Below are 13,667 nucleotides of genomic sequence, written 5' to 3' on the forward strand. Positions count from 1 at the left end.
CTGTCAATTGTTTTTTTTCTACGAAGACCGTCGACATACTTGATTCCAGCGATTTTTATTAGCTGTGGAGTCACATTTGTGACCTACGAGTTACCGAGTGGTTATCGTGCGGGACTCGTTTTGCTGATTGCGGCAGCTGGTGGGATATTATGTTTGGATCTACTGGTTGGCCCAAAGCTTCCTTGGTCGGAACGCTTTCGCCACTACCGTTACGCCGGTACCCGCGATGCATTCCTGGCGATGGTACTGGCCGCGGCGGTGACGGTGTTCTGCATCGCCGACCTGGTGCTGTTTCCGATTCCGTTGTTCAGCGATCCAGCGTCGTACGCCACCTTGAGCCCGTTGCGTGCGCATGTGCGGCACATCTCCAATATGTGCTGGATCCTGCCGCCGATCGCCCTGTTGTGCGTACGCCATCGTGGGCTGCGTGCGGCGATGGTGACGTTGGGATTCGTGTTTCCGATCGTGGTGATCGATCGCAACCGCATCTTCGCTGGCCTGTTTTCGTTCGTGCTGGTGATGCTGCTGCGGCGCGATCCGGCGCGTCGGCTGCCGTGGAAGACAATTGGCCTGCTCGTGCTGGCCGGCGGTGGCGTGTTTTCGATCCTTGGCGCGTTGCGCTCCGGTTCCCTGGCCACCGTGGCGTTGCCGTTCAGCGCGTTCTACCGTGCCATGCCGCAGGGCGTGCAATGGTTGCTGCTCTACATCAGCGCAGGGCCGTATAACTTCGGTGCGATGCTGGCAAAGGGCTACCTCAACGCCAGCTTCCTGATCAATCAACTGGTGCCGTTCAGTGGTTCGATTTCCACCGCCGGGACCAGCATTCCGCTGGATGCGCCCAACATCAATGTAGGTACCGAGTTCTTTCCGTTCTTGATGGCGTGGGGCGCTGCCGGTGCCTTGCTTGCAATGTTGGCCCTGTACGCCGGGCTGGTCTGGAGCGTGCGCCGCCTCAATGGCTCGCTGTCGATCTTCCATGTGCTGATCTTCCTGCGTATCGCCTACGCCTGCCTGATGTCGCCCTTCGCGCCACAGGCGTTCACATGGACCAACTTCGGCTTTATCGCGCTGTGCCTGGTGCTGCATGCCTGCACGGTGCTGCTGCCCAACCGCCTGTCCGCACATCCGTCTGCCGCGTGAGCGGGCAGCACGTCATTATTCGCCCCGTTGCAGAGCCACGCCCATGAATCAACACGACGAAATCTATCTGATCGACCTGTGGCGCATCCTGCGCCGGGAATGGCGCTGGGCAGTGGTAGCGCTGGTGGTGGTGCTGGGCCTGACCTTCGCCTTCACCCGCCTGGCCAAACCGCAATGGGAGGCAACCGCGTGGATCCAGGTTGGCGAAATCGGCCCGACTCCTGCTGGCCGCGACCCCAAGGTCGAACCGTTTCAGCGCGTGATCGATCGCATGAAAACGCGGCTGTTTCAGGATGCGGTGTTGCGTCAGGCGCAGGTGCCGCTCGATAGCCGCGCCGCGCAGCTGTATCGCGGCAGCCTGAAGCCGGACCCCGACCCTTACGCCAATCTGATCGGTGTGACCATCCGGGCTGAATCGGCGCAGCAGGCGCGCACGCTGGCCACGGCCACCGTGACGCAACTGCAGATACTGCACGGTGACACCAATGCAGCTGCGCTCGATCTTGCGCGCGCCCGCCTGCAGGGCTTGAGCGAGGATCTGCGCGCGGCCACCAGCCATCGCGAGCAGCTGCAGCGGCAATTGCAGGCCGGGCAGGGAGGGGCTTCCGCCACGCCGACACAGGTGCTGGCGGGCGTGTTGCTCACCGACAGCAACACCACGATTCGCGCCTTGAAGACCGAGCGCGACGACCTCGTCGCCCGGCTCACCGCGCGCTACACCTACCAGACCTCGCTGGCGTGGCCGCTGTACGTGCCCGACCGCCAGGCGTATCCAAATGCGATCACCGTCTGGGCGGCCGGCCTGCTGGCCGGCGCAGGGCTGGGCGTGCTGGCCGCGGTGCTGCGCAATGCGGTGCGTCGTCGTGCGCGGACTCCTGCACACGCTGGTGTGTGACGCTGCAGTGGTGCCTCGGCGCAATCTGGGGAATGCGTTCTCGCATGCAGCAGGCGCCGGGTGATACGCGAGCGAAAGCGAGACCGTGCATCGCGTGCGGCGCGTTTGGCCAATGCATGCATCTTGGGTGTGATTGCCTGTGCCAGCTCGGCCACCATCCAGTGCGCTGCAACCAAACCGGCAACATCGCGCACTCACGGGTCTATCAAGCGATGCCGCATTGGTGGCGTTGCGACCGGAGAGTGTGTGGTGAAAACAATAGGACGGGTGTGGGAGGCTGCGCATGTCGTCACTCAGTGAGCATGCGGCGCGGGGCGGCACTGTCGCGCCGGAGCAACTGCTGGAAACGCAACGTGCTTTCGACAGCGTTGCTCCCGATTACGATGGTCCCCGCGGCAACAACGCGCTGATCCAGCGCATGCGCACCACGCTGTGGGACACCGTAGCGAGCGAGTTGCCGGTGGGGTCGCGGCTGGTCGATCTGGGCTGCGGTACCGGCCTGGATGCTGGCGAATTCGCGCGCCGCGGATATTCCGTGCTGGCCACCGACTGGTCGCCGGCCATGGTCGAGCGCACCCGCCATCGCGCTGCCACGCACGGCCTGCAAGAACGCCTCACCACCGCGCATGTCGGCATCCAGCAACTCGATCGGCTGGAAGGCAGCTTCGATGGCATGTACTCCAACTTCGGCCCGCTCAATTGCGCGCCGGATCTGCCGGCCGTCGCCGCACAGTGCGCGCGCCTGCTGCGCCCGGACGGCTGCCTGGTGTTTTCGGTGATCGGGCGGATCTGCCCGTGGGAAATCGGCCATTACGCCTTGCGTGGGCGCCTCAGGCGCGCGGCGGTGCGTGCCGCCAAAGGCGCAATTGCGGTGGGCATGAATGGGCACACCATCTGGACCTGGTACCACCTGCCGCGCGAGTTCTACCGCGCATTCGAAACGTACTTCGTGCTGGACAGCTACCGCGCCTTGAGCCTGTTCTTGCCGCCGCCGTATCTGGTGGAGTTTTGCGAACGCAATCCACGCCTGTCCGAGCGCCTGGGGCGCTGCGACGACCGGTGGGGCGGGCTGCCGCTGCTGCGCGACATGGGCGATCACTTTCTGATCGTGATGCGCAAGCGCTGAGTGGAGCAGTCGATGGCCATGGCCGATGTCTGCCTGCAAGGCGCACGTGCGATCACCCAGGCCGGTCCGTCGCGTGCCGCAGTGACGATCCGCGCGGGGCGCTTCGGCGGCACGCTGGGCACCGGCACCGTGCGCATGGATCTGCAAGGGCATGTGCTGGCGCCGGGCCTGATCAATGCGCACGAACATCTGCAGGTCAACTGCGTGCCGCCGCTGCCGCAGACCGCGCCGTTTCGCAACAGCTACGCGTGGATCGAGGCATTTCAGGCGCATTTCCAGCATCCGGACGTGGCCGCCGCACTGCGTGTGCCCAAGGCAGTGCGGTTGCGCCATGGCGGTTTGAAGAACCTGTTGGCCGGCGTCACGTGCGTGGCCCAGCACGACCCATGGCACGCCACGCTGGACGAAGCGAATTTCCCGGTGAGCCTGCTGCGCGACTTCGGCTGGAGCTACGCATTGGGGTGGACAGGCTACGGCCCGCCCGTACAAAGCAGCTTTGCCGCGACCCTGCCAGCGCATCCCTGGATGATCCATCTGGCCGAAGGCACCGATGCGGTGGCGCGTGCCGAGCTCGATGAACTCGACCGGCTCGGCTGCCTGGCCGCCAACACGGTGTTGATCCACGGCGTAGGCATGGGTGAGCAGGATATCGAGCGCGTGATCGCGCGTGGCGCAGCCGTGGTGTGGTGTCCGTCCAGCAATCAGGCGCTGCTCGGCCGCACGCTCGATCCGTGGCGCTTGTGCATGGCCGGCCGGCTGGCGCTGGGCAACGATTCGCGCATCAGCGGCGCGCGCGACCTGCTGGAAGAACTGCAGGTCGCCAGCCGGAGCGGACTGGCACCGGACCAACTGCTTGGCATGGTCACCAGTGATTGTGCGCGTATCCTGCGCATGGCAACGCGTGGGCGGATCGCGCCTGGAGCCGCTGCAGATGTGTTGATCGTGCGCGACCGCGGCGGCGAACCTGCCAGCAGCATCATCGGTTGCACGCGCAGCGACTTGCGTGCGGTGATTCGCGATGGCAAGCCGCGCATCGCCGATCCGGATTTTGCGCCGTGGTTCGGCGCGGCCGGCATCCGGACCGTGCCGGTGTTGCTGGACGGACGGCCCAAATTGCTCGATGCCACGCTGGCCGACCCCGCGGTGCTGGCGCTCGAACCCGGTCTTCAGCGTTTAACGCAGGAGCAGCCGGCGCAGGCCGCCGCGCAGGTTACCCATGCGCCGGTTGCCAATGGAGCGCTTTCGTGAGCGCAGTGCCGGTGCTCGAGCCCGCTGCTGCCTACGCACTGTGGGCGCAGGCGTATCCACCGCACGCGCACAACCCGGTGATGCTGGCCGAAGAGCGCGCCATGCTCGCACTGATGCCATCCAGCCTGCAGGGCCAGCACGTGCTGGACGCCGGCTGTGGCAGCGGCCGCTACATGCTGCACGCACTGCACCGTGGGGCCCGGCAAGTGACCGGTGTCGACCTGTCGCCGCAGATGCTGCACCGTGCCGGTACCGAGCTCGCACAGGACTGGCCGGCCGCACGCATCGTTCTGCAACAAGGCAGCCTGGATCATCTGCCGTTGCCCGATACGGTGGCCGACCTGAGCGTGTGCGGTCTGGTGGTGGGGCACCTGCAACAGCTATGGCCGGCGCTGGAAGAACTGCATCGCGTCACCCGCGTCGGCGGCATCGTGCTGTGCAGCGACGTCCACCCGATCGGCCACGCGCTGGGCTGGCGGCGCGACTTCAAGGCCGATGGGCAGCACTACGCGGTCCGCCACACCCCGCATCTCTATAGCCACTGGCATTCGGCATGCACCGCACTCGGGTTCGCGATCGAAGCCGTGTCCGAGCCGATACTGGATCCCGCGGATATCCCGGCCGGGGCACGTTTCGACAAGATGGCGCTGCAGGTGCCGGTTGCGCTGGTGCTACGGCTGCGACGGGTCGCGTGAGCAAGATCTTGCACACCGCAGTGGCTGTCTGTGCGTGGGTTACTGCCCGTCAGCGGCACGCTGCGGTCGCAGCGGCAAGCAGCAGCGACGTTGCGTCGATCGCCATCCAGGCGCTGCCGGCCCTATGAGCCTGCACGTCGCACAGCTGAATCTGGTTCCCACGCCCGATGGCCTGAACGTGGAGCAGGTGTTCGCGCAATGGCCGACGTTGGCAGATATCGCCGAAGCTGTCGCCAGTGCTGGCGTGCAGGTGTCGGTGATCCAGGCCTCCGCCTTGAACACCAGGTTGCGCCACCAGGGCGTGGATTACGGCTTCGTCGATCTGCACCAGCGTGGCAGCGCAGTCCGCGCCGGTACGCTAGCCGCATTGCTGCACGAGATCGATGCCGATGTGCTGCATGTACATGGTCTGGAATTCGCCGGCGACGCGCGGCGTCTGGCGCGCCTGCTGCCGCAGCTGCCGATTCTGCTGCAGGATCATGCCAACCGGCCACCACGCTGGTGGGCCAGGCGCCTGTGGCGCGCACGCTACGCGGCCGCAGCCGGCATCGCGTTCACCTCGCTGGAGCTGGCGCGGCCGTTCGTGCGTGCGCGCCTGTTTCGCCGCAGCACGCAGCTGTATGCCATCCCCGAATCCAGCAGCCGCTTCACCCCGGGCGACCGATTGCAGGCACGCGAGCAGACGCGGGTGCACGGTGACCCTTGTGTGGTGTGGATCGGCCATTTCAGTCCAGCCAAGGACCCGCTCTGTGTGCTTGATGCAGTGGCCCTGGCTGCGCGTGCGTTGCCCGGTCTGCGGTTGTGGTGCGTGTTCGACCAGGCGCCACTGATGGCGCAGGTGCAGCAGCGCCTGCGCGCCGACCCACAACTGGCCAGATGCGTCCACTTGCTCGGCAAGGTCGAGCACGCACACGTGCAGGAGCTGCTGCGTGCGGCGGATTTGTTTGTTTCTGCCAGCCATGCAGAAAGTTGCGGTTATGCCGCACTGGAAGCCTATGCCTGCGGTTGCCTGCCGCTGCTGACGGCCATTGCGTCGTTTCGTGCGCTCAGCGATGACGGCGCAATGGGCGAGTTGTGGCCGGTCGGCGATGCATCGGCATTGTCGGAACTGTTGCTGCGCGTCAGTCGGCAACGCCCCTCGCGCGCACAGGTGCGTGCCCATTTCGACGCGCGCCTGTCGTTTGCCGCAGTGGGCCGGCGCTGGGCGCAGGCTTATACGCACTTGCGCGCGACCACGCCGGAGCGCACCGCATGAAGCTGGCCTTGGTGGTGCCAGGTGGTGTGGATCGGAGCGGGGAAGTCCGCGTGATCCCGGTGTTCCTGACCTTGATCGAGTGGCTGGCACGCAACCATGACGTGCACGTGTTCGTGCTGCATCAAGAGCCGCAGCCGGGCATCTGGCGCCTGCGCGGTGCCACGGTGCACAACATCGGCGCGCGTCGGACGCGGCTGCGCGCAATTGCCGCCATCTGCGACGAGCACCGGCGCGAACCGTTCGCTGTGATTCAGGCGATTTTTTCCGGCTATTGCAGCTTGATCGCGGTCACTGCCGCCAAGCTGCTACGCCGTCCCAGCATGGTGCATATCGCCGGCGGCGAGTTGGTGGCCTTGCATCGCATCGATTACGGCGGCCGCCGCAGATGGCGAGGGCGTCTGCGCGAGGCGGTGATCCTGCGGCTTGCCGACCAGGTAACGGCTGCCAGCGCGCCCATCATCGCTTCGCTGCAGGCACTGGGCATTGCTGCGCAACGCGTACCGCTGGGCGTGGATCTGCGCGCCTGGCCGCCGGCAGCGCCGCGCGCCCGTACCGGGCCGACCGCGCGCCTGCTGCATGTGGCAAGCCTCAATCCGGTCAAGGATCAGGCCACCTTGTTGCAGGCAATGGCCGCACTCAAGCGCGCCGGCGTTGCCTTCACCCTGGACATAGTGGGCGTCGACACATTGGGCGGTGCCATGCAGCGCCTGGTGCAGCAGCTCGGCTTGCAGCAACAGGTGCGTTTTCTCGGCTTCAAGACCCAGCGCGAGTTGCGCCCGATCATGCTGTCGGCCGATCTGCTGGTGCTGTCCTCGCTGCACGAAGCCGGGCCGCTGGTGCTGCTGGAAGCTGCCGTTGCAGGGGTTCCTACGGTGGGAACTGCGGTGGGGCATCTGGTCGAGTGGGCTCCTGTCTGCGCATTGGCGGTGCCGCCGGGCGACTGGGCCGGAATGGCAGAGGCCATCCGCCAGGTGCTCGGCGATGACGAACTGCGCTTGCGCCTTGCCTGGGCGGCGCAGTGCCGCGCCGTCCGCGAAGATGCTGCATTGACCACGCGCCTGTTCGAGCAGTTGTATCGCCAGCTGTGCGAGCAGCGGCCGCTGCCTGAAGTGCGTTGATGTGCGCGGCAAGGCAGGGCGCTATCGTCGGTGATCTCGTGCGCTCGTGCCTTGAGCGAGGAAAACTCCTTAGCAGCTGACAAAACGACTGTGCAGCCGCCACGCGGGTGCCACCGGTGCTCGGAATCGGCATGTGCCACATGTACGCTGCGGTTCTGAGCGCGCCGTCCGCGCCCACCTGACGGCTGCTCGCTACGTTTTGTTAGCCGCGCTTAGCGCAGCCTCACGCCGGCTGCAGATAGCCATCCAGCGCCGCACGCACCACGTACAACATGTCCGTGCGCGGCACGGGTCTGGTCAGGCGCGTCACCAGGCGGCGCGCCTGGGTTTGGCGCACCCATGGCTGATCCTGCAGCCATAACTGGGTCTGCAGCATGTCCGCGCGCTCCTTGCGGCTTTCTGCCGAAGGCACCACACGGCTGTGCAGATACTGCCGCGCTTCGCCCAACGAGCGCGACCATTCGATGCCAGGCAGCGCCGATAACCACAGGTTCGAGCACGATGCGGCGGTGAGCGTTTGCCGGGCTGCTCGCATGCGCAGCAGCGCAGGACAGTCAGCATGCAGGCGCGCCATCACCGCGGCTGGCACCACAGCGCGGTAATAGCGCTGCAGCAACAGCAGTGGCGGCAACGCCCACCATGGCGGCATGGCGCTGTCTTCCCACAATTGCTCCCAATCGCGCGGGCCCATGCGCGTTGCCAGCAAGGCAAGATCATGCAGATGCATCAGGCGAATGGTGCGGTGGCAGATGCCGCCTGCCGCATGCAGCAGCAAGTGACACATCAATGCGCCGATCGATGGATAGGGATTCAAGCCCGGTTGCGGCCGCTCCGGCCGGATTCGGTCAGTAATCTCCACGCTGCTCACCGGCAAACGTTCCTGGATGCGCGTGTGCAGCTCGATATTGATCGGCGCATCGCGGTGTTCGCCTAGCCCGGCCACTGCCTCGCCGTGCTGCGGCTTGAATACCTGGTGCTTCCACTGCTCGAAAGAAGCGACGTAGCCCAGTTCGCACAACAACGCCGCCGCTGCAGGCGCGTCGTCGGGTTCCACCAGCAGATCGATATCGGCCATCGGGCGGTCGCCAGGCAGATACACACCCAGTCGATGCAAAGCGGTTCCTTTCAATCCCACCAGCGCGACGCCCACGCTGCGGGCAGCGGTATCGATACGAGTCAGCAGCAGCGCGATGCGCCGATGGCGGTCTTCGACATGGCTGCGCTGTTCGCTCAGGAAGGCATTCCATTCGGCGTTCTGCCACAACGAGCGGCGCTGCAACAGCGGCGAAACGCCGTGCGCGGCCGCTGCCGCTGCCGCCAGCTGCCACTGCAGCCGGTCCCATTGCGGCAGTGCATCGCCTGGCTGGGCCAGCTCCAGAGCCAGCCGTTCGGTCGCCGTGTGCAGGCGGTGCTTGATGGTGCGAAGGGAGGGCTGCATGCGCGTGGTCCGGTCAGGCAAGGTGTCGATAGAAAAGTGTGGAAACGATCGCGCGCTAGCCCACCAGGACGGTGCTCAGGTGGCGTGGCTGACGCGCAGCACTGGGGGTCATCGGCTCGCTGCGGTGCCGGGCCTCACTGGCGATCAAGGCAGACCAGTGTGCTTCCAGTTGCTCCGACGCCTGCGCGAACGCATCGGCCGTCATCGCGGCACGCGCCTTTTGCAGATCGACCTGCCTGTGCAGCAGATCGCGGACGCTGCGATAGAACTCGGAGTCGTACGCGCCACGGAACATCATCGCCAGGTCGTCGCTATCCTGCCAGTGCGTCTTGCTGCCCAGCTGATTCTTTACTTCTTCGTAGAACTTGGTGCCGGGCAGGGGATACGACACGCTGACTCCGATGATGTCCGGATTGGCCTGCGTCACCAATGCGCGCGTGGCCAGGATGTCGTCGAGTTCCTCGCCCAGATAGCCCAGCTGGATGAAGAAACCCACGCGGATGCCCTGCGTGCCCAGGCGCTCACGTGCGGCGATGACCTCGCCGACCTGGGTGCCCTTGGTCATCTTGTCGAGAATGCGCTGGCTGCCGCTTTCCGCACCGATCCAGGCCTCCACGCAGCCGGCGCGCGCCAGCGCTGCGGCCATGCGTTCGCTGGCAAGGTCGGCACGGGTCTGGATGGTGAAGGGAACCGCGCCGTCGGCATCGCTCAATTGCTGCGCAAAGGTCTCCACCCAATCGATATGGAAGCCGAAGATGTCGTCGGCCATCCAGATATGGTCCGGCCGAAAGGTGCGTTTGAGGTGGATCATCTCTGCGGCCACCTCTTCGGCGCCGCGCCGCTTGTAGTGATTGCCCCAGATCGGCTTGGCGCACCAGTTGCAACGGAACGGGCAACCGCGCGAGGCGGCCATGTTCAAGCTGAAATGGCCATGCCGTTGTTGCCAGAAACGCCGGTAGCGCGGCATATCCACCAGGTCCCATGCCGGCAGGCCGCTCAGCCGTGCGTCCGGTGGTTGCGCGCCGGGATGCACGCGCACTGCCCAAGGCTGGCTGGTGGCGATCTGCGCAACTCCCTCCAGCCAGTGGTCGGTGGTGATATCCGGCTTCGCTTCGATGCGCTCCAGCAACGAGATCAACGGGGCGATGCCTTCGCCGATCAACACCGCATGCGCGCCTGCGGCCAGGAACGCATCCGGGTTGTCGGACGCATCCGAGCCGGCCACCAGCACGCGGCAGCCGGCGGCACGGGCCTGCGCGATCATGCGGCAGGCGGCCTCGCGCATCCGGCTCAGGCACATCTTGGTGAGGAAGTTGAAGTTGTCTTCGTAGAAAACCACCAGATCCGGCTGCGCAGCGCGCAGTGCGGCGGTGTAGTCCTCCACATCGTCGGCCAGCATTGCATCGAACAGGCTCACTGCATGCCCACGCTCGCGCAGCAGCGCTGCGATCTGCAACGTCGCCAATGGCGGATACGGCTTGCCGCGCTCCCATTGCTTGGGGTCGTAACGCAGGAAATACGAATGACTGACCTGGATCTTTACCATCGGCACAAGGCTCTCGTTCTCTCGCCAGGCGGGCGCAGCAGCGGCGTGCGCAGACACCGGCATTCGGCTCGGCAGTAGGTGCGGATGCAGGCCGCTTTGGTTGCGTCGCGTTGCATGCGGGCAAGGCTGCGGCGAGGCAACCTTTCTGTAGGAAAGCGGCACCCATCGGCTGATTCAGTGCATCGGATGAAGGCATGCCGCAGTCGGCTGCATGGGCGCAACACACGCCGCTGAACGATGGCTCAGCCGCCATCGCAGCAGGGGCCGCAGTAGCGGCAGATCCGTTCGGCGAGCATCGCCCGCGGCGCTTGGGCGTGCGCCGGCAGATTCTCGGCGCGCTGTTTCATTTCCACAGCGATAGCCAGGCACTGCTGGCGCTGGTCGATGTCGCCTACGCGGGTTTGCCCGCGCATCGGCTGCCGGGCGCTCCGGAATTTCATGTCACATTGGACCTGCTGCCGCGTGCGCCGGGCCGCACCGATGCCGAGCCGCCGCCTGTGCGCACGCACGCCAGCGGCGGCCTGCTGTGCGGCGTCATGGATGCGTGCAATTATCTGATGCTCTCGGTGCCACAGCGCCGCGCGATGCTGGTGGTGTCCGAGGACATGCTTGCCCACGCGTATCACGTGCGTTACGAACTGATCGAATTCGCCGTATTCCTGCTGGCTGCGCGTGGCATTGGGCTGGTGCCGCTGCATGGCGCTTGTGTAGGTCGACGCGGACGCAGCGTGTTGCTGCTTGGCGCCAGCGGTGCGGGGAAATCGACCTTGGCCTTGCATAGCCTGTTGCATGGCCTGGACTTTGTCGCCGAAGACGGTGTCTTTGTGGCGCCCGATAGCCTGCTCACCACCGGTGTGGCCAATTTCCTGCATCTGCGTGCCGAAGCGCTGGGCCTGGTCGACGCGCCCACGCGCGCATGGATCAGCGCATCGCCGGTGATCCGGCGTCGCAGCGGCGTGGAAAAATTCGAGGTCGATCTTCGCCATCGCCACGCGCATCTCGCGCCCAAGCCGATGCGGTTGCATGCGGTCGTGATGGTGTCCAGGTCGCCGGCCATCGCATCGGCACAGCGCCTGGTCGCGGTGCCTGGGGAGCAAGTCGCCGCCTGCCTGGCCAACGATCAACCGTACGCCGCCGGTCAGCCCGGCTGGCAGCGCTTCGTCGAACAGGTGCGGCGCATCGGCATGTTCACCTTGCTCCGTGGCACGCATCCGCAGGCATCGGTGGATGCGCTGCTGCAGCTGTTGCAATGAGTGGCCGTATGCAAGCCTCCTGGAACGCCACCGGTCCGCAGACCCGCATCGCGCACTGGCGCCTGCATGTTGCGCACGAATGAGCCGCTGGCGATGACCGCCATCCGGCGCATGCGCGTTGCATTGCAACAGTTCGCGAGCACGCTGGTGCCTGCAGACATGCCGATGATTGCGCTTTACGTCGCGTTGTCGCTGGCTGCCGCGTTGGCCGGCAGCGTGGTGGCGGTGTGCCTGCTGCCGCTGGTGCAGCCAGGCCACAGCGTGCAACTGGCGGGCTATCGCCTGGCCTTGCCGGGCGGGCTGGCGATGCAGGCGTGCCTGTTCATTGCGGTGAGCCTGCTGTTTGCCGTGTTGCGCTGGCAGAGCGCGCGACTGGCCGCGCAGTTGACCAGCCGCTATGCCATCGGTCTGCGCGCACGCGTGCATGCGGCACTGATCGATGCGCCGTTGCCGGCCCTGTCCGGGGCCAGCTCAGCAGAAATCGCCAACGTGCTCACGTACAACATCGAGATCGCCACGCAAGGCTTCAGCGCCGTGCTGCAGCTGCTGGTCGCGGCCATCACTGCGCTGGTGAGCGTGTGCATCGCGGTGCTGATTGCACCTGTGCTGTTGATCACCACCCCACTGCTGGCGGTGCTGGCAGGGTTGGGTCTGCGCTTCTCCAGCAGTCGCGCACAGGCACGCATCAGCCGCGCGTATGTGGCCGACATGACGCAGCTGTTCTGGCTCAGCGAAGATTTTCCGCGTCGCTTGCGCCACGTACGCTCGTTTCAGCGCGAAGGCCTCGAAACCCGCCATTACGAGCGCATTTCGGCGCGACTGGGGCACGGGTATGCGCAACAGCAAGCACTGGTTGCCGGCAGCCGCCTGCTGCTGGAACTTGCCGCGGTGGTCGCCATCGCCGGCATCCTGGTGCTGGCCAATCGCTGGCAGGGGGGCAATCGTGCTGCGCTGATCACCGTCAGTCTATTGCTCGGCCGTCTGCTGCCGTACCTGGTCACCACGCGGCAGAGCCTTCAGCAGTTGCGTTCGGCGTGGCCGGCGCTGCAGCTGTGGCGCCGCTATGTCGACCTGGGCGCTGCGCGGGTACACGTTCCGGAACAAATGGCCGAACCACTCACGGCTGCGCTGCATATCGAACACATCGGGCTGGCGCCGCCACTGCCCCAATGCGCGATCGAATCGATATTGCTGGTACCAGGCCAGATGACCCAGGTGGTCGGTGCCTCCGGCGCGGGCAAAAGCAGTCTGATGGATGTGCTCTCCGGGCAGACGCCGCCGGCGCAGTTCGTGGCGCACATGGGTGGACGACGGCTGACATTCTCGGCATATCGACATCTGGTGCGACACAGCGCCTACATCGGCCAGGGCGTGCGGCCGTGGCAGCGCACGGTGCGCGACTGCCTGCAGTGGGTGCTGCCCGGAGCGTCCGACGCACGCATGTGGGAGGTGCTGGCCGATGTGGGCCTATGTCCGCGGCTGCAGCGCGATGCGCAAGGTCTGGACACGCCGATCAATGCACAGGACGGGCGCCTCTCGGGCGGCGAATCGCAACGCCTGTTGCTGGCGCAGGTGCTGCTGCGTCGGCCGACCCTGGCCGTGTTGGACGAAGCAACCAGCGCGCTGGACGCCGATGCCGAACATCAGGTGCTGAGCACCTTGCGCGCGCGTTTGCCGGACACCGTGCTGGTAGTGGTTTCGCACCGCACCAGCTTGGCCGCCGTGGCCGATCGCACGGTGAACTTGGATGGTGCGCCTGTTCGGCGGGTGCATATCAGTTCGCCGGAAATTGCCACGCCGTACGATGTGCGCTAGGCCGGTCACACGCTGGCGGGTCGGTGGCTTTGCAAGTCGCTGACAGTACATAGCGCGCAATCGTCGGGCTCAAGTCGAGACACGCAGGCACCGGATGGGCCGGTCACGCGGCGCACCGGATGCGCACGCCAGGCGTGC

11 protein-coding genes and 1 other RNA gene are annotated in these 13,667 nt (G+C 65.8%); 10 read left to right on the forward strand and 2 right to left on the reverse strand.

The window, feature by feature from the left end; all coding sequences use genetic code 11:
* Positions 1-6: 6 nt before the first annotated feature.
* From ACCQ15_RS08710 to ACCQ15_RS08745, 8 genes are all read left to right on the forward strand, one after another.
* The gene (locus ACCQ15_RS08710; RefSeq protein WP_277570127.1) at positions 7-1,140 is read left to right on the forward strand and encodes a hypothetical protein; all 1,134 of its coding nucleotides are present in this window, start codon (positions 7-9) and stop codon (positions 1,138-1,140) included.
* Between the two features lie 43 nt (positions 1,141-1,183).
* Positions 1,184-2,035 (forward strand): Wzz/FepE/Etk N-terminal domain-containing protein, encoded by an 852-nt coding sequence (locus tag ACCQ15_RS08715; RefSeq protein ID WP_122273038.1) that lies wholly within the window; start codon positions 1,184-1,186, stop codon positions 2,033-2,035.
* A gap of 283 nt (positions 2,036-2,318) precedes the next feature.
* Entirely contained in the window at positions 2,319-3,161 is an 843-nt protein-coding gene (locus tag ACCQ15_RS08720; RefSeq protein ID WP_218551120.1) for a class I SAM-dependent methyltransferase, read from the forward strand.
* A gap of 12 nt (positions 3,162-3,173) precedes the next feature.
* Positions 3,174-4,409 carry an amidohydrolase family protein gene (locus ACCQ15_RS08725; protein WP_029819195.1) on the forward strand — a complete coding sequence of 412 codons (1,236 nt, stop codon included), beginning with the start codon at positions 3,174-3,176 and terminating at the stop codon, positions 4,407-4,409.
* Complete coding sequence (locus ACCQ15_RS08730) at positions 4,406-5,104, forward strand: class I SAM-dependent methyltransferase (protein ID WP_011347081.1); 699 nt, start codon at positions 4,406-4,408, stop codon at positions 5,102-5,104. The genes ACCQ15_RS08725 and ACCQ15_RS08730 overlap by 4 nt, the downstream gene beginning before the upstream one ends.
* 124 nt (positions 5,105-5,228) lie before the next feature.
* Positions 5,229-6,359: a glycosyltransferase family 4 protein gene (locus ACCQ15_RS08735; RefSeq protein WP_372381421.1), complete on the forward strand. Its 1,131-nt coding sequence runs from the start codon at positions 5,229-5,231 to the stop codon at positions 6,357-6,359.
* Positions 6,356-7,477: a glycosyltransferase family 4 protein gene (locus ACCQ15_RS08740; RefSeq protein WP_008574982.1), complete on the forward strand. Its 1,122-nt coding sequence runs from the start codon at positions 6,356-6,358 to the stop codon at positions 7,475-7,477. The genes ACCQ15_RS08735 and ACCQ15_RS08740 overlap by 4 nt, the downstream gene beginning before the upstream one ends.
* Positions 7,478-7,608: 131 nt before the next feature.
* A non-coding RNA gene (locus tag ACCQ15_RS08745) (sX9 sRNA) lies at positions 7,609-7,685 on the forward strand.
* 15 nt (positions 7,686-7,700) lie between these two features.
* Here the strand turns inward: ACCQ15_RS08745 and ACCQ15_RS08750 are convergent.
* Both ACCQ15_RS08750 and ACCQ15_RS08755 read right to left on the reverse strand, forming a co-directional pair.
* Positions 7,701-8,915 (reverse strand): nucleotidyltransferase family protein, encoded by a 1,215-nt coding sequence (locus ACCQ15_RS08750; protein ID WP_011347084.1) that lies wholly within the window; start codon positions 8,913-8,915, stop codon positions 7,701-7,703.
* Between the two features lie 55 nt (positions 8,916-8,970).
* Complete coding sequence (locus tag ACCQ15_RS08755) at positions 8,971-10,524, reverse strand: B12-binding domain-containing radical SAM protein (protein WP_372381422.1); 1,554 nt, start codon at positions 10,522-10,524, stop codon at positions 8,971-8,973.
* Between the two features lie 131 nt (positions 10,525-10,655).
* Between ACCQ15_RS08755 and ACCQ15_RS08760 the strand changes: the two genes are divergently transcribed.
* Together ACCQ15_RS08760 and ACCQ15_RS08765 are read left to right on the forward strand one after the other, a co-directional pair.
* Complete coding sequence (locus ACCQ15_RS08760; protein ID WP_372381423.1) at positions 10,656-11,714, forward strand: phosphoenolpyruvate carboxykinase (ATP); 1,059 nt, start codon at positions 10,656-10,658, stop codon at positions 11,712-11,714.
* Between the two features lie 93 nt (positions 11,715-11,807).
* Positions 11,808-13,529, forward strand: a complete 1,722-nt coding sequence (locus ACCQ15_RS08765) for an ATP-binding cassette domain-containing protein (protein WP_372381554.1) — start codon at positions 11,808-11,810, stop codon at positions 13,527-13,529.
* The last annotated feature ends 138 nt before the right edge of the window (positions 13,530-13,667 follow it).

Source organism: Xanthomonas sp. NCPPB 1754 (assembly GCF_041475725.2).
In the GTDB taxonomy this organism is placed as follows: Bacteria; Pseudomonadota; Gammaproteobacteria; order Xanthomonadales; family Xanthomonadaceae; genus Xanthomonas; species Xanthomonas euvesicatoria.